The organism is Pseudomonas sp. SBB6, from assembly GCF_024213215.1.
GTDB classification, from domain to species: Bacteria; Pseudomonadota; Gammaproteobacteria; order Pseudomonadales; family Pseudomonadaceae; genus Aquipseudomonas; species Aquipseudomonas donghuensis.
Map to the genome: position 1 here is coordinate 199690 of NZ_JANAVH010000006.1, position 16226 is coordinate 215915.

Below are 16226 nucleotides of genomic sequence, written 5' to 3' on the forward strand. Positions count from 1 at the left end.
TATTTTCCAAGCCAGAAATCCAATCCAGTATTGAAGTGATCACCCAAAATTTCGGCGGGATGAAATTTCTGTCAAATAGCACTTGAACCACAAGTAGTGAGTGATGCTACAGTGATAGCTCCTTCATCGTGGAGCGTTGCAATCATGCCCATTCGTAGAACAGGAACTTTCGATTTAACCGCTGGAGCCATCAAGCTCGCACAGGACAGGTTGGCAGGTTTTCTCAGCGAAAATGAGCTAGCTCAGACACAAGTGCAACTGGTCAACGGCAAGCTCTCGTTCAACGCTCCAGATTCAGTATTGAAGAAAATTACAGAGCATTTTGGCCAGCCCGCTAGCTGATGGATAGGTGCAATGCCCACGGGTTAGCGTGGGCATTTTTGAGGAACATAGAGTGGGCGAGACAGATACTCCAGATTTCAACAAAGCACGAAGCTACCTGATAGGCTTTTCCTCCGTAGTGCTTCTGCTGTGGTATTTCGGTGCAGACCTTTCTGCTTTCAAACTGCTCGGAAACGAGATCAAGCTCAATGAAAACGTGCAAAACGTCTGGATGGTTCTCGCTGGCATCAACGCCTATCTGTGGGTGAGGCTCTATCAACGAACCCCCGAGGGTAGCTTTCGTTTTGACCTTGCAATGCACGACCTATACGAGAAAACGCTTATTGAAGTGATGAAACGCCTACAGAAGAAAAAGATGCGTAAACATGTTCTGGAGCAGATCGAAGAGTCGCCAGATACTGTGGAAGGGGAAGTCAAGCTTGTAGGCTTCACCCCGAAAGGAAGAATGACATATACCACACGCCCTGCTCCACCCGGCAGAGAGGCGCCAGATAGGCTTACTGTCATTCGGAGTATGCCCCCCGCATACAGAAATGAAATCAGTTACGGCTTCTATATTCGCTACAACGTGGGTAGCAGCGAACATCATCAACAAGGCGGGCAGGGGTTTGTCACTTCACCTTCTGGATGGGTAACGAAGCTGGTCAAGTGGTATGTGTTCGCCCGTGGTGCGATTGTCTCGCCTTGGTTCTTCGATCATGTCACGCCTTTTTTGCTGGGTGGCGTGAGCATCGGTGTAGCTCTGTTCAAGTGGTATCAGATCAACTTCCCAACACCCTGACAATCAAAAGACACAGCAAATACATAAAGGAAAATTCATAGTGGATAACAGCTGGAATTTGACAGCTTTGAGGACAGCGATAAACGCTCGCAAACCCAAACAACATGACAGGCTTATTGAAATCATAAACTCACTAGGCCGATCAAGCCAAATTTTTGAATATCACAAACGCCTTGCCCGCGATGCCTTTACCGCGTTCGACGAAGAGAACGACCCCAAGGGCATCAAATATGCCAGTCATTTCTTCGGATGCGAAGATGATCAAGATGCAATTCAAGAGGCCGACCTAATAAGCCAAGCCAATTTGATCTCCTGCATCGCCACGACTCGAAATGCGTATGACAGCTTCGGACAACTTATAAATTCACTGGTATTACCCAAGCCTTTGACCACAAAATTCTACATATTTGAGGTGCGGGATAAACTCCCCGCAGGAAAGCTTAAAAGGCGATTGAATAAGGCCCTCTCCTCAAAATGGTTTGCGTACACACATGCCTTCATGAACGAGATCAAGCACCACCGACTGATCGTTCACAGACCGACAATCTCGTTCATAGACGAGAATAGAGGCGGAAAAATCGCGGGATTTAAACACAAAAGCAAGGCCTTTCCAGAGTATTGGGTTCGAGAGGCGCTAGAGGGCACTGTAGAGCTTCAAAATTCTCTGGTCGCCTGCGGGAAGCTACTCAACCAGCTATACCTTGAAGAAACCCCACATCAATAGACCGAGGAGCTGTCTAATACGACAAGATAGCGCAGGGTGAGCGAATCGGAATCGGACAAGGTAGAATGCTCAGCAGAGTGCACCACTCAGGTGTACCTAAACGCTGTCACACTTCGAGATTTTTGAGAGAGAAATCCTTGTAGAATCAAGGACTTAGAGATGGGTGGCAACCCCACCAGCCACACCCCGGCACACAATGTCACCGCTGCGGCTGCTCCCTTCCAGGCCTGACCGGGTTCACGGCTAATCGTTGCGGGGGGACCGATGGGGCCACCATAACGCATGCTCATCTGGCGACGAGCCGCGCCATTGTACCGGCATCAAGCCAAGTTACAACCCTTAATTGCTAAAAACTCATCACTACTCAATGACTTGGCGTTCCATCGCGGTGATTGGCGGGTCTGTACGCTCTGCACAGGTCAAGCTGCGCACCAGTTCATCAAAGGCATCCTGGCGTGCCTGGCCGATCATTTTTCGGGATCGTGGGATTCAAGCATGGCGCCTTCTCTATATGAACCGTGGGAAAGCGCCACGCTACCGGGCGCTCGGCGGTACCTGGCGTTAGATATCTACCCTTGCAAGTGGCGCAGCCTTGCAACATCCGCCAGGTCCCGTCGCACTGCCTCTGCACTCAGGCTCTGGATCAGTTCGGCGGTTTTTTCCTGGAACACTTTGTAGAGGCTCGAGTACCCGGCGTAGTACTCGGCATCGCTGATCGAGGCCCGACGCTCTTCCAACGCCTGCTCCTGTTGCTCCAGCGAGTTGCGCAGGTCAAGGAATGCCTGGGTGTTGCGCTGGCGCAACCAGTCACACCAGAAATCCTGCGTGCCAAGGTATTCGGCCAGCGCCGCGGGCGTTTCGGCAGCCTGTATAGCCTGCCTGGCCGCCTCGATCTGCTCGGGGCTGATCATCTCCAGGTCCGGGAACAACATGGCCGATGGCTGCCCCGGCAGGTCCAGCGCTTCGGCCAACCTGACCCGATAACCAAGGCTGACTTCCACCTCCTCGACATCGCGCCAGCGCCCCTGGGCGCTTTCCCGCCGCAGCCTGATATCGTCCAGCACCACCTTGTCGAGCTTGTCCAGGCGGAACAGGCCCTTGCCCAGACGCAGCAACCGGGCGGTCACCTTTGAGCTCTCGCTCGCCGCCAGGGCCTGAAAGACCTGGACCTGGATTTCCAGGTAGCTGAAGTTCAGCGCAATACTGTTACCGCAGGTACGCGGATGGCCCGCCAACCGGAACAACTTGGCACGCACCTTACTGTCGGCGCTGGCAACATCGATCATGCGCCAGACCCTGTCGAACAACTCGGTGCGCGCCACGTCGTACTCGGCGGTCATGCTCAGCTCGCCCAGGATGCGGAAGAACTCCTGGCTACCCGCTTCCTTGCGCAAGCTGAACCACTTCACTTCACGCTGGCGCGTCAACTCTTCGTTGTCGCTCCGGGCCCAGAACAGCTCCGGCCCGATCTCGTTCGCCTCGACCAGGCCACCCAGGTTGATCCCGGTCTGTTGACGATAGGCCTCGATTTGCGTAGAGGTCGAGGCCGACAGCGGGTTGCCCTGCAAATACAGGGCACGTGCCGGGCGCGACTGTGACTGGTACAGCGTTTCAGGCAGCTCACTCAACTGGTTGTCACGCAGATCGGCCAGTTCCAGCCGTGTCAGATCGACGTAGCCTTGCGGAAACGCATCGATTGCAGTGGAACGCAGGTTCAGGCTTCGCAGGCCGGTAAGGCCGGTCAGATGCGCAGGCGTGCCCAAGGGATTGTTACTCAGGTCAAGCACCTCCAGCCGCCGCAGATTGCCCAGGACACCCGCCGTTTGTTCGGTCAACTGTATGTCGTTATCGGCGCAACGCAGCTCTTCGAGGCGGATCATGTCGATAATGATGGCGGGCAGTTCCGTGAGCCGGTTACGCCCAAGCTCGAGCACGCGCAGCTTGCTGAATGCATCGAGAAAGCCGTTGGGGATGACAGTGAGGCCAGTATCTTTCAGCGACAGGCGCTGAACATGACTGAAGTCGACGCCAAGCGGGAACAGCGGCGGCGAACTCAGGTCGGCGCCGTCAAGGTCCAGACTGTAGCCGCGCAGCTCGCCGGTATCGCCGAATACCCGGGGCGTCTGTCGGCGCCAAGCCAAAATGAACGTATCAGCCACGCGCTGACGGCGCCGCTGCACGCCACTGGACTGCGGCGCAGCATCATCCTGCACCCATTGACTCAAAGACTCGCGCAAACTGGCCAGCTCCTCGGCTTTTTCCCTGAGCAGCCTGGGCACATCGACACCGGCCATCGACAGGCCTTGCAGGTAATCGGTGAGTTCAGCATCCGTGAGCCGCGGAAACAACTGCTTGGCCTGGTCGCGATAGAACTGCCAATGCTCGCCCGCCGCGCCACGACCACTCAAGGGATAGCCGATCCGCCCATCGGCGAGGCGTGCTGGTGGCCTGAACCGGTCCTCCAGCACTACCTGGCCACTCAGGCGCCGGGCGCGATTACGGTCGGTATCGGCCACCTCCGCCAGCGCCTGAGCCAGTGATTGGCCATCCTCCTGGCGCACGCCCGCTGGCAACAACGGGTTCAATATTGTGAACAGATCGGTATCGCCCCCCTCTTGCCCCTCGATGCTGAAATGCCCCTCGGCACTTTTGACCACGGTGCGCACCTGGCCCGGGAGATTTGTTCCGGCACTTGCCAGCAGCACGCCGGCGCTGTCCCGGGCGTGTAGTTCGATGCGCAAGCCGATAGGCCAGCCCGGCAGATGTTCGAGCAAACCGAAGACCAACTGATCGAACTGGTGATCTCGCCGCCAGGGCCATTCGAAGCCCTGGCGAACACACAGGAATCGGTACTGGCTCAGTTGCCTTCTGGCGCCCTGGGCAATTGCCAGGGGTACCCGCGCCTGACGATGTATGCGGGCGACCAGATCCTCGCTAGCCTGACCCAGAAGCTCTTCGGCCATCCCTACCGGCAAGCCAGGAAAATCCCGCCTGAGCAGATTGCTTTCCTGCACAGCCGGTTCAGCCTGCCTCTGACAGAAATCGAACAGGGCCTGACGTCGCCCCTGCGCTTCGGCCGCCAGCAACTCACAGAGTTTCTGCTGCGCCAGCGTATCGAGCTCCTCAGCTTCGATGCCCAGGTGCTCAAGCTGCTGCTCACCCAGCGCATCCCGCAATACCCACAACAGCAGCGAATCCTGTGCGGCCTGGATGCGCGGCGTCAGTTGCGGGTCCCAGCCCGGGAGATGCGGCAAGAGGAAAATCGCCATGGCGTTGTCACTGACGGTCGTCGCCCCAAGCGCCGAGATGAATCCGCTGATGTCCCTGTCCAGACGCCAGTGCACGCAGGCCTGGCGCAATAGAGCCGGTACCGGTGCGTTGTCCATGTGCAGTTGGCAGAGCTGCGCAGCATCGACGTCGGCCCAGCGCAATACGCGGGCAATGTCCGCATCGTCCATGCCCTGGGCCAGCGGCCCCAGTCGGCGAAAGGCATAGCGGGCCGAAGGCCACTCCCAGGGACGTTCCCATTGATGTCGCCAGGCCCCTTCGCCATTGTGTTCAAGCCTGGGCTTGAAGGCTTGGGGGCGCTCAGGGTGGACAATCTGCCAGGAACCACTGGCGCGATCTTGCTCGACGCGGTAGGCATGACCTTCGATGACCACATGATCATTACCATGGGCCAGCAAGCGCCCACGCTCATCGATGGCTGCAGGCGTCACTTCAAGGCGCTGGCGATAGGGCTCGAGTTCCGGACTCCAGAGCTGCAGGGAGCGGTCGAAGCGCTGCACCGGCCGCAAACTCTGAAAAAAACCGTGCTCGTTCACCCAGCGCCCCACCTTGTGCGCCGCGAGCCCGAGCACCGCGCCAACGGCAATGGTTTCAACCACGCCAAGCAAGTGCTCCATGGCCTCATCGGTCCTGTCCTCGCTCCAGTCCTCGATACCGTGATACACCTCGGACATCAGGTCATAGGCGGTATAGGCCAGCATCGCGGCATTGAGCACCGGGACGAACAGCGATACCAGATTGAGCACCTGCAAGCCGACGCCTTCCAGGGTGTCCAGCAGTTGCTGGCGTTGCTGATGATCGACCTGCGCCGTCGGTACTGCCAGCGCCAGGCTGTCCTGGCGCCGCTGCAGGCATTGGCGCCGGACCAGTTGCTCGAACAGCAGGCCACTGAGCGGTTGTTCCCGGACATGCCCGTCGATGCCGTTCTCAAGCTTGTTGTTCAGCACTGCCTGCTCGGCCATCGGCGCGTGACGCAACAGGGCCTGCCTGAATGTGGTGTAGATCAGCTGGCGGGAAAGCGCGGTAATCATGCTGGGTAAATCAGCGTACTCACACAACTCGCCCGCAGCCCCCTGCGGTACATAGAGCACCCGCTTGCGAGGCACCGGGTAAGGGTAAAGCGATTGCGCCTGGCGAAACACCAGCACGCCCTCCAGCACATGGCCATGCAGCACCAGCTGGCAGCATTCGAGCTGTTGCAGGTCGTAGGGCACTGACTGCTCGCCATTGCTGACCGCCAGCAGCATCTGGTAGGCCGACCAGCTGATACGCCCACGCATGAATGCAACCTGTGCCGAGAGTTCCAGATTAGCTGCTTTGGCGCTGGCCAGGGTCGACAACACCGATGCGCTGGGTTCTCCGGCCCAGCTACTGCCCGGCTGCCCTGGTGCCAGCACCGAGGCGAGATGTTCCTGGTAACGGCGGCCGATGTCGACTTCCCGGCACAGGGCGATAAAGTCGCCAGCTGCGATGGCGCTGATCTGCACCTGGGCAAGGTGCACTTTCGACCCTGGTGCCGCCTCGATGGCGTCCGCTTGCGCGGCGGTAAAATTCTGCAGGGCCATGTGCAACAGGCTGCCCTGCTGCCGTAGCCTGGGGCGCTGCTGAAGGTTCGAAGGCGAACCGATCTGCGGCGAGAAATGCCAGGTGTAATGATCCAGCTGCGCCTGCGTCACATCGACAGACACGCGAAAACGCTGGATCAGTTTCTCGCTCAACAGCGAGATCGCAAACCGCTCCAGCGGCTCGACCCGCTGCATGATCTGCCTGGCCGCGCGCCCGGCCTTGTGCGCCTTGCTCAGGCTGCGACTGTAGGATTGACGAGTGGATAGATCAGCCTGCAACAACCATTCGGGGCAGGCGCGTGCCAGGGTATCGAGGTTGTTCTGCCGATGACTGTGTTCGGCATCCGGGTCGGTTTTCTGGCCGGTGCGGGTCATGTTGTCCTCCTGTCAGTGATGGCGTCACAAAAGACACGAGGCTATTGCATTGCCCTGCAGCAGTTGCACTACATAGCTATGCCACCGGCGCCAGTTGACAGTCGGCAATGTGCAGATGAATAAAGTGCAATTTGGCCACCACCGCCGACGGCAGCACGAACGGATAGAAATCCACTTGCCCCATGCTGCGCGACAACTCATTGAGCATCGCTGACAGCTCGACCCAGGCATTGATAAAGGCGAGAAAGTCTTTTGCCCCGGGGTCATCCGGGCGGTACAGGTCTTCACGGGTGAAGGGCGGGAAGTCCAGCTCCAGGCTGCTGGCATTCATGCCCAATGCCAGCGCGGTGTCGACGGCATCGGTCATGTGCAGGTAATGCGCCCAGGTTTCGGCCCAGTCTTCCCAAGGGTGCATGGTCGCGTAGGCACTGACATGAGCTGCGGCCCAGTCGCTCGGCGCACCTTGCTGGTAGTGGCGCTCCAGCGCCTCGCTGTAGCTTTCGCGCTCGTCACCAAACAGGTCGCGAAAACCACCGAGCCAGTGGCTGTCGGCAATCAAACGGTCCCAATAGTAGTGGCCGACTTCATGACGCAGGTGGCCCAAGAGGGTGCGATAGGGTTCATGCAGCTGCACCCGCACCCGCTCGCGCCAGTCGTCATCGGCCTCGCGCACATCGAGGGTGATCAGGCCATTGGCATGACCGGTCACCGGTGCCTTGCCCTCAAGGTCGACGCCAATGAAATCGAAGGCCAGGCCCGGGCCACCCTCCTCGCTTTTCGGCTCCACCGGCAAGCCCAGGTGCAACAGCTGCGCGGTCAGCCGGCGCTTGGCGGTTTCCAGCTTGCGCCAGCGCGGGTGGTTATCGGTGATGGAAAGGTCCGGAATGGTCCGGTTCAGGCGACAGGCCAAACACAGGCTAACCGGCTCGTGGTCGGCCAGCAGCCAGTTGCAGGCGGCCGGGGTATCGAGGTTGGCGCAGCGCCGCAGCGGGCCGGCCTCAGGCTCACCATCGAGCAGCCAGAGCCCCTCTGCGGGCCCGGGCAAGAGACTCGCCACCCGGCTGCTCGGCGGCCAATAGCCCAGGGCCGACTGGCAGGCCAGGCACTGGCTGTTGCGAAAGAACACCGACTGCCCGCATTGGCACTGCCAGACCCGATCCGGGCGTTGCGGCTGGCTGACGAAGCGCACGGCGATCCTGGCGCCCAGCTGTTCGAAAAAACGGTACATGGCGATCCCTCCTTGGCTGCCTGCCAAGACTAGACCATGGCTACCGTCGCCAGTGCTGCGTTTACACCTCGATGCCGCGCTCGGCCAGGAAGCTGACGAAGGCATCTTCGTCCAGCACCTTCAGGCCCAGCTCGCTGGCCTTGGCCAGCTTGGAGCCGGCGCCGGGGCCGGCGACCACGCAGTGGGTCTTGGCCGAGACGGAACCGGCGACCTTGGCCCCGAGGCTTTCCAGCTTGTCCTTGGCCACATCGCGGCTCATGCGCTCCAGCGAGCCGGTCAGCACCCAGGTCTGGCCAGCCAGAGGCAAGCCTTCGGCGACTTTCTTCTCGCTCGACCAGTGCATGCCGAAGTCGCGCAATTGCGCTTCGATGGCCAGGGCCAGGGTGGCGTTTTCTGCGACCTGGAAGAAGGCCCGTACCGCTTCGGCCGGCTTGGCCGCCAAGGCCTGGCGCAGGTCGATGCCGTCAGCGGCGATGATCTTCTCCAGGCTGTCGAGCTTGGCCACCAGTTTTTCGGCGCCGGTGGGCCCGACCGACGGAATATCCAGCTTGGCAATCAACCCGGCCAGGGTAGTGCTGGCGGCGAACTCGGCGCCCAGCTCCCCTTCGTCCTGCAACTGCAGGCCGCGTTCGAGCAACTGGGCGATCACTGTGCGGTTGTGCTCGTCTTCGAAGAAGCTGTGAATCTCGTGGGCGACCTCCAGGCCGATGTCCGGCAGGTAGGTCAGCACCTGCGGCAAAGCCGCCATGACCCGCTGCAACGAGCCCAGGGAGCGAGCCAGAACCTTGGCAGTCTCCTCGCCCACATCCGGAATGCCAAGGGCGTAGATGAAGCGCGCCAGGCCCGGTTTTTTGCTGGCTTCGATGGCCGCCAACAGGTTCTTGCTCGACAGCTCGGCAAAGCCTTCAAGGTCGACGATCTGCTCAAAGGTCAGCTGGTACAGATCAGCTGGCGAACGGATCAAGCCTTCATCCACCAGTTGCTCGACGCTCTTCTCGCCCAGGCCTTCGATATCCATGGCGCGGCGCGATACATAGTGAATGATCGCCTGCTTGAGCTGGGCGGCGCAGGCCAGACGGCCGACGCAGCGGTACACAGCGCCTTCGCTGACGGTCTCCTTGCCCTTGCTGCGCTTGACCAGCTGGGTGCGCTCGACCTGCGAGCCGCACACCGGGCATTCGGTGGGGATGTGCACGGGGCGGGCACCTTGCGGGCGACGCTCGGTGACCACTTGCATGACTTGCGGGATGACGTCACCGGCGCGGCGAATGATCACCGTGTCGCCGATCATCAGGCCCAGGCGGGCGACTTCGTCCATGTTGTGCAGGGTGGCATTGGACACCGTCACACCCGCCACCTTGACCGGCTTGAGCCGGGCCACGGGGGTTACCGCGCCGGTGCGGCCGACCTGGAACTCGACGTCCAGCACTTCGGTCAGCTCTTCCATGGCGGGGAACTTGTGGGCAATCGCCCAGCGCGGTTCACGGGCGCGGAAGCCCAGCTCGCGCTGGGAAGCCAGGCTGTTGACCTTGAACACCACGCCGTCGATCTCGTAAGGCAGTTCGTTGCGCCGCGCGCCGATGTCGCGGTAGTACTCCAGGCACTCGGCCACGCCGGCGGCATGGCGCAGCTCGCGGCTGATCGGCATGCCCCAGGCCTTGAGCTGCTCCAGGGTGCCGATGTGGGTGTCGGCAACCGGCGCCGATACCTGGCCGACGCCATAGCAGCAGAATTCCAGCGGGCGGCTGGCGGTGATCTTCGAGTCCAGCTGGCGCAGGCTGCCGGCGGCGGCATTGCGCGGGTTGGCGAAGGTCTTGCCGCCCGCGTCGATCTGCGCCTGGTTCAGGCGCTCGAACCCGGCCTTGGACATGTACACTTCACCACGCACTTCCAGCACTGCCGGCCAGCCTTCGCCCTGCAGCTTGAGCGGGATGTTGCGCACAGTGCGCACATTGACGCTGATGTCTTCGCCCGTGGTGCCGTCGCCACGGGTTGCGCCCTGCACCAGTTGCCCATCACGGTACAGCAGGCTGACCGCCAGGCCGTCGAGCTTGGGCTCGCAACTGTAGTCGACTGCGGCGCCGTCACCCAGCAGGTCGCCAGCCGGCAGGTCCAGGCCTTCAACCACACGACGGTCAAACTCGCGCAAGTCATTTTCTTCAAAGGCATTGCCCAGGCTGAGCATCGGCACTTCGTGGCGTACCTGGCTAAATGCCGACAACGCCGAGCCGCCAACACGCTGGGTCGGCGAGTCAGCGGTCACCAGCCCTGGATGTTCGGCTTCCAGGGCTTTGAGTTCATTGAACAGGCGATCGTACTCAGCGTCGGGCACACTCGGCTCATCGAGCACGTAGTAGCGGTAGTTGTGCTGGTCGAGCTCGGCGCGCAGTTCAAGGATTCGGGATTCGGCGGTCATCGTGTGTCGTCTCTTGCAAAGCAAAAGAGCAGCCTTGGCTGCTCTTTGGGGCATGTCTCTACTATCGGTTGAGCTTCATCGCCGGCAAGGCCGGCTCCCACAAGGACCGCATACACCGAACCCTGTGGGAGCCGGCGTTGCCGGCGATGCTGTTAGCGCTTCTGGGTCAGCGCCCGGCGCTCGAACTCGACGATGCGCTGGCGGTAGTGCTCGATGGTCTGCGCGGTCATCACGCTGCGCTGGTCATCCTTGAGCTCACCGTTGAGTTCGTGGGCCAGCTTGCGTGCCGCCGCCACCATCACGTCGAAGGCCTGCTTCGGATGACGCGGGCCCGGCAGGCCGAGGAAGAAGCTCACCGCACGGGTGCTGAAGTGGTCGATGTCATCGAGGTCGAACACGCCCGGCTTGACCGCGTTGGCCATCGAGAACAGCACTTCGCCATTACCAGCCATGCTTTCGTGCCGGTGGAAGATGTCCATTTCACCGAAACGCAGGCCGCTTTCAAGAATGTTCTGCAGCAACGCCGGGCCCTTGAAGCCGCCTTCGTCGCGGGAAATCACGCTGATCACCAGCACTTCTTCAACCGGCGGCAGGTCCTTGCCTTCGCTGGAACCGTAGCCGGTGGTTTTCGGGCTTTCGTCGGGGAAGTCATCGTCAGCATTGCCGAACAGGTCCGGCTCACGCGGTTCGGCGGCCAGGTTCAGGTCACCCTGTTGTGGCTCGTTGCCACGCTTGTTGCGCTTGCCCTTGCCGACCTTGGGCTCACGCTCACGCCCCGCACTCATCGACGGCAAATCGTGTTCGTCCAGCGCCGGCTCTTTGTGGGTGTCGAGCACGCGCGGCTCGCCGATCACTTCGGTGCCACTGCTGCTGTCATCGTCCGGCAGGTTGGAAAAGCTGCGGTCCAGACGGAATTTCAACTTGCCCTTGCCGCCGCGCATGCGGCGCCAGCCGTCGAAAAGAATACCGGCAATGACAATAATGCCGATGACGATCAGCCACTCGCGCAGACCGATTTCCATGTAATCCCGTGCCTCTGTAAAAAATGCTGAAAAATAAAGGGTTTAAACCCCTTTAAAACGTGGCGCCAACTCTATGTTCTGACAGGCGTTTTACCCACGCAAAAAAATAAGTGACATTAAGCTAGCACGACCAAAGATAACTTTACACCGTCTGTCGCAACTGACAGGGCCATTTACCGCTGGTTCACGCCTTATTGCTTCAAATCAGGCGTCGACCATGGCCATCGCCTCCTCCACATCCACCGCCACCAGCCGTGAACAACCCGGTTCATGCATGGTAACCCCCATCAGTTGATCGGCCATTTCCATGGCGATCTTGTTGTGGGTGATATAGATGAACTGCACTGTCTGGCTCATCTCTTTCACCAGCCGGGCGTAACGTCCGACGTTGGCATCGTCCAGCGGTGCATCGACTTCATCGAGCATGCAGAACGGTGCCGGGTTCAACTTGAAAATGGCAAACACCAGGGCCAGGGCGGTCAGCGCTTTCTCACCGCCCGAGAGCAGGTGGATGGTGCTGTTCTTCTTGCCCGGTGGCCGCGCCATGATCGTCACCCCTGTATCGAGTAGATCTTCGCCCGTCAGTTCCAGGTAAGCGCTGCCGCCACCGAAAACTTTTGGGAAAAGTGCCTGTAATCCGGCATTTATCTGATCAAAGGTATCCTTGAAGCGGTTGCGGGTTTCCTTGTCGATCTTGCGAATGACGTTTTCGAGGGTGTCCAGGGCTTCGACCAGGTCGGCGTCCTGGGCATCCAGGTAGCGCTTGCGCTCGGACTGCTGCTGGTACTCGTCGATCGCCGCCAGGTTGATCGCGCCCAGGCGCTGGATGCGCGCGTCGATGCGCTCGAGCTCTTGCTCGGCTTCCTGCTCGCTGGCCTGCTCGCCCAGGGTTGCCAGTACCCCGTCGAGGTCGTAGCCGTCGGCGAGCAGTTGCTCCTGCAAGGTCTTGCGCCGCACGCTCAGCCCTTGCCATTCAAGACGGTGCTGCTCGAGCTGGCCACGCAGCAGTTGCGACTGCTGCTCGGCCTGGGTGCGGCGCTTCTCGGCGTCGCGCAGCTCACGGTCGGCTTCGTCCATGTGCAGGCGCGCCTGACGCATTTCGTCATCGACGCTCATGCGTTTTTCCAGCAATTCCTCAAGCTTGAGGCGCAGCTCTTCCAGCGGCGCCTCGCCCTCCTCCAGGTTCAGGGTCAGCTGTTCGCGCTTCTCGCTCAGGCGCTCGGACTGCAGTTCCAGACGTTCCAGGGCCTGGCGGGTGGAATCGTGCTGGGCGCGCAATGACCCCAGGCGCACCGCCAATTGATGGGCGTGATCCTTGTGCTGACGGGCTTCCTGACGCACCCGATCGAGACGTTCGCGCAAGCTGTCGCGCTGAGCCAGCAGCAGCTCGCGCTGCTCGGTGTCCTGAGCCATCAGGTCGAGGGCTTCCTGCAGTTGCAGGCGTGACTCACCGAGGCTTTCGTGCTCGATGCTGCGTTGTTCGAGCAGCTCGGCCAGCTCTTCTTCAAGGCGCCGGCGGCGCAGGCTCAGCTGTTCGGCGCGGGCCTTGCCGGCCGAGAGCCGGGCGTTGAGTTCGCTTTGTTGGCGCGCTTCGTCCTGGGCGCGGCGGCGCAGTTGCTCGCGGCGCTCTTCGAGTTGTTGCTGCTGCTCGCGCTGCTCCTGCAGCCTGGCCTCCAGCAGTTCCAGCGTCGCTTCGTGCTCTTGCCGCTCCAGGCCCAGGCGCTCCAGCTCCTGACCACGGGCCAGCACCCCGCCCTGGGCATCGCTGGCGCGGCTGACACGCAAAAAGTGCCGGCCCACCCAGTAACCGTCCCGGCTGATCAGGCTTTGCCCCTCGGCCAACTGAGCGCGCAGGGCCAAGGCCTGTTCGAGGCGCTCTACCGGTTTGACCTGGCCGAGCCAGGGCGCCAGATCGATGCGCCCTTCGACCTTGTCGAGCAGGCTGCCGGGCATGCGCACGCCTTGGCCACGGCTGTCGAGCAGGCGCAGCTCGCCTTGATCAAAGGCGCTCAGGTCCAGCCCATTGAAGTCGTCAACCAACACCGCCTGCAGATCGGCGCCAAGCACGGTTTCCACCGCCAGCTCCCAACCCGGCTCAACGCGCAAGCCTTCGGCCAGGCGCGGACGCTGTTCCAGGCCCTGCTCGCGCAGCCATTGTGCGGTGCCGGTGCCAGGGTCGAGCGCGGCTTGCTGCAGGGCTTCCAGTGACGCCAGGCGACCGCCCAGGCGCTGCAATTCGCCCTGGGCTTGCTGCTGGGCCTGTACCGCCTGCTGCAATTGGTCGCGCAGCGCTTCGAGCTGCTCGACCACCTGCAGCTCTTCTATCTGCAACTCTTCAAGCAACAGTTCGCGGGTAGCGACCTGCTCGCCCAGTTCGAGGATCGCTGCGTCTTCCGGGTCGGCACTGAGCTGATCGCGCTCTTCGCCAAGCTTGCGCTGGCGCTCGGCCAGGCGCTCGAGGCTGGTTTCCAGCTGCTGGATACGCGCCTGCTGCACCTCGGCCTGGCGCCGCGGCTCGGCCGAGCGGGTGTTGAAACTGTCCCACTGCTCCTGCCAGCCGTGCATGGTGGTTTCGGCGTCTTCCAGGGTGGCGGCGGCCTCTTCGGCAGCGGCCAGGGTCAGCTCCTGCTCGGGCTCGAGCATCTGCAGCTCTTCGCCCAGGGTGGCGAGCATCGTGCGGTCATGGCCCAGGTGCGACTCGGTTTCCAGGCGCGAGCGTTCGGCCTCCTTGAGGTCATCCTGCAACTGGCGCAGACGCTGCTGGCCGTGCTGAATGCTCTGCTCAACCCGGGCAATATCGCCGCCGACCGAATAGAAGCGCCCCTGCACCAGGTTGAAGCGCTCGGACAGCTCATGATGGCCATCACGCAGGCGCTCAATGCTGGCATCGGCATTGCGCTGTTCGGCCACCAGGGCCTCGAAGGCCACTTCCTGGTCGCCGATCACCGCTTCGCGCTGGCCCACCTGATCGTTCAGGGCCTGCCAGCGCAGGGCCGCCAATTGCGCCTTGAGCTGACGCTCCTCGGCCTTGTATTCCTTGTACTTCTCGGCCGCCTGGGCCTGACGGTGCAGGCGTTCGAGCTGGCGCTCGAGCTCTTCGCGCAGGTCGGTCAGGCGTTCGAGGTTCTCGTGGGTGCGGCGGATACGGTTTTCGGTCTCGCGCCGGCGCTCCTTGTACTTGGAAATGCCCGCCGCTTCTTCGATGAAGTTGCGCAGGTCCTCGGGCTTGGCCTCGATCAGCTTGGAGATCATCCCCTGCTCGATGATCGAGTAGCTGCGCGGGCCCAGGCCGGTACCGAGGAAGATATCGGTAATGTCACGGCGCCGGCATTTGGCGCCATTGAGGTAATAGGTGTTCTGCCCGTCGCGGGTCACCTTGCGGCGGATGGAGATTTCCGCATAGGCCGCGTACTCGCCCACCAGGGTGCTGTCGGAGTTGTCGAACACCAGTTCGATGCTGGCCTGGCTCACCGGTTTGCGGCTGGTCGAACCGTTGAAGATGACGTCGGTCATCGACTCGCCACGCAGGTTTTTGGCCGAGCTTTCGCCCATCACCCAGCGCACCGCATCGATGATGTTGGACTTGCCGCAGCCGTTGGGCCCGACCACGGCGGCCATGTTGCTGGGGAAGTTGACCGTGGTGGGGTCGACGAACGACTTGAACCCGGCCAGGCGAATGCACTTGAGGCGCATGCTCAGGCAGTCGCCAGCGCCGCCAGCACCAGCTCGCAGCTGCGCTGGCAGTACTCGGCCAGCACCGTGCGGATACGCTGCGGGTCACGGGCCACCACGGCCTCGAGCAGGTTGGCGAACAGCACCAGGAAGTCGTTCATGTTGGCCTTGCGCTGATCCAGCGCCAGGTAATAGGCACGACTCATGGCCGGCTGCAGGTTCTCGACGGTCTCCTGCAGGTAGGGGTTGTTGGCGAACGGATAGGCGGCGCGCATCACCGCGAAACTGTCTTCGACGAAGACGCGGATGTCCTGGCGTTCGAATGCACTGGTCAGGCGCTGCTGGATCTTGAGGAACGGCAGCAGGTCGCCCTCATTGCGCCAGTTCAGGGCCACGGCGTTGCCGAGCAAGGTATACAGCTCGCCCATCAGCGTGCACAGGCTGCGCACGTTGTGTTCGTCGAGTTCGGTCACGTGGGCGCCACGACGCGGCAGGATGGTCACCAGGTGCCGGCGCTCGAGGATCAGCAACGCCTCGCGCACTGAACCACGGCTGACATTCAATGCCTGGGTGACCTTCTGCTCCTGGATCCGCTCGGCGGGCTTGAGCTCACCGCGGATGATCCGCTCGGCCAGGTAATGGGCAATTTGCTCGGAGAGGCTGTCCGGCGCCTTGAACGTCATGGTTTTCCTTCAAAATCATTGAACTGTGTACAAGCGCCGAATTGTAGCGCACTTGCCCCCACGCCGCGCAGTGGCCATTTGGCAGAAGTTGGCACGATTGGCGCAAAAAGATTCGGATCACACAGGGCCA

General features: G+C 61.2%; 9 protein-coding genes and 1 other RNA gene. 3 read left to right on the forward strand and 7 right to left on the reverse strand.

Features of this window, described 5'->3' with window-relative positions:
• The first annotated feature begins 144 nt into the window (after positions 1 to 144).
• Genes NLX68_RS14415 through NLX68_RS14425 form a run of 3 tightly spaced genes read left to right on the forward strand, consistent with a single transcriptional unit; the run spans position 145 to position 1847 of the window.
• Positions 145 to 342: a hypothetical protein gene (locus NLX68_RS14415; protein ID WP_254284534.1), complete on the forward strand. Its 198-nt coding sequence runs from the start codon at positions 145 to 147 to the stop codon at positions 340 to 342.
• A gap of 52 nt (positions 343 to 394) precedes the next feature.
• On the forward strand, positions 395 to 1123 hold the full coding sequence (locus tag NLX68_RS14420) for a hypothetical protein (protein WP_254284535.1): 729 nt from the start codon (positions 395 to 397) through the stop codon (positions 1121 to 1123).
• A gap of 40 nt (positions 1124 to 1163) precedes the next feature.
• Positions 1164 to 1847, forward strand: coding sequence for a hypothetical protein (locus NLX68_RS14425; RefSeq protein ID WP_254284536.1), 684 nt, complete (start codon positions 1164 to 1166; stop codon positions 1845 to 1847).
• Between the two features lie 170 nt (positions 1848 to 2017).
• Here the strand turns inward: NLX68_RS14425 and ffs are convergent.
• The 7 genes from ffs to NLX68_RS14460 form a co-directional block, all read right to left on the reverse strand.
• An RNA gene (gene ffs / locus NLX68_RS14430) (signal recognition particle sRNA small type) lies at positions 2018 to 2114 on the reverse strand.
• Positions 2115 to 2416: 302 nt separating this feature from the next.
• Positions 2417 to 7075 (reverse strand): NEL-type E3 ubiquitin ligase domain-containing protein, encoded by a 4659-nt coding sequence (locus NLX68_RS14435; RefSeq protein WP_254284537.1) that lies wholly within the window; start codon positions 7073 to 7075, stop codon positions 2417 to 2419.
• 76 nt (positions 7076 to 7151) lie between these two features.
• Positions 7152 to 8303, reverse strand: coding sequence for a putative zinc-binding metallopeptidase (locus NLX68_RS14440; RefSeq protein ID WP_254284538.1), 1152 nt, complete (start codon positions 8301 to 8303; stop codon positions 7152 to 7154).
• A gap of 61 nt (positions 8304 to 8364) precedes the next feature.
• Positions 8365 to 10719: an NAD-dependent DNA ligase LigA gene (ligA, locus tag NLX68_RS14445; protein WP_254284539.1), complete on the reverse strand. Its 2355-nt coding sequence runs from the start codon at positions 10717 to 10719 to the stop codon at positions 8365 to 8367.
• A gap of 152 nt (positions 10720 to 10871) precedes the next feature.
• Positions 10872 to 11741 carry a cell division protein ZipA gene (gene zipA / locus NLX68_RS14450; RefSeq protein ID WP_254284540.1) on the reverse strand — a complete coding sequence of 290 codons (870 nt, stop codon included), beginning with the start codon at positions 11739 to 11741 and terminating at the stop codon, positions 10872 to 10874.
• Between the two features lie 204 nt (positions 11742 to 11945).
• A complete protein-coding gene (smc, locus tag NLX68_RS14455; RefSeq protein ID WP_254284541.1) occupies positions 11946 to 15434 on the reverse strand; it encodes a chromosome segregation protein SMC in 3489 nt (1162 codons plus the stop codon).
• Between the two features lie 2 nt (positions 15435 to 15436).
• Positions 15437 to 16096, reverse strand: a complete 660-nt coding sequence (locus NLX68_RS14460; protein ID WP_254284542.1) for a GntR family transcriptional regulator — start codon at positions 16094 to 16096, stop codon at positions 15437 to 15439.
• Positions 16097 to 16226 lie beyond the last annotated feature (130 nt).

Excerpts from the sequence above, each read along its gene's own strand:
- NLX68_RS14415 (WP_254284534.1), top strand. The coding sequence starts at position 145 with ATGCCCATTCGTAGAACAGGAACTTTCGATTTAACCGCTGGAGCCATC.
- NLX68_RS14435 (WP_254284537.1), bottom strand. The coding sequence starts at position 7,075 with ATGACCCGCACCGGCCAGAAAACCGACCCGGATGCCGAACACAGTCAT.
- NLX68_RS14440 (WP_254284538.1), bottom strand. The coding sequence starts at position 8,303 with ATGTACCGTTTTTTCGAACAGCTGGGCGCCAGGATCGCCGTGCGCTTC.
- ligA (WP_254284539.1), bottom strand. The coding sequence starts at position 10,719 with ATGACCGCCGAATCCCGAATCCTTGAACTGCGCGCCGAGCTCGACCAG.
- zipA (WP_254284540.1), bottom strand. The coding sequence starts at position 11,741 with ATGGAAATCGGTCTGCGCGAGTGGCTGATCGTCATCGGCATTATTGTC.
- smc (WP_254284541.1), bottom strand. The coding sequence starts at position 15,434 with ATGCGCCTCAAGTGCATTCGCCTGGCCGGGTTCAAGTCGTTCGTCGAC.
- NLX68_RS14460 (WP_254284542.1), bottom strand. The coding sequence starts at position 16,096 with ATGACGTTCAAGGCGCCGGACAGCCTCTCCGAGCAAATTGCCCATTAC.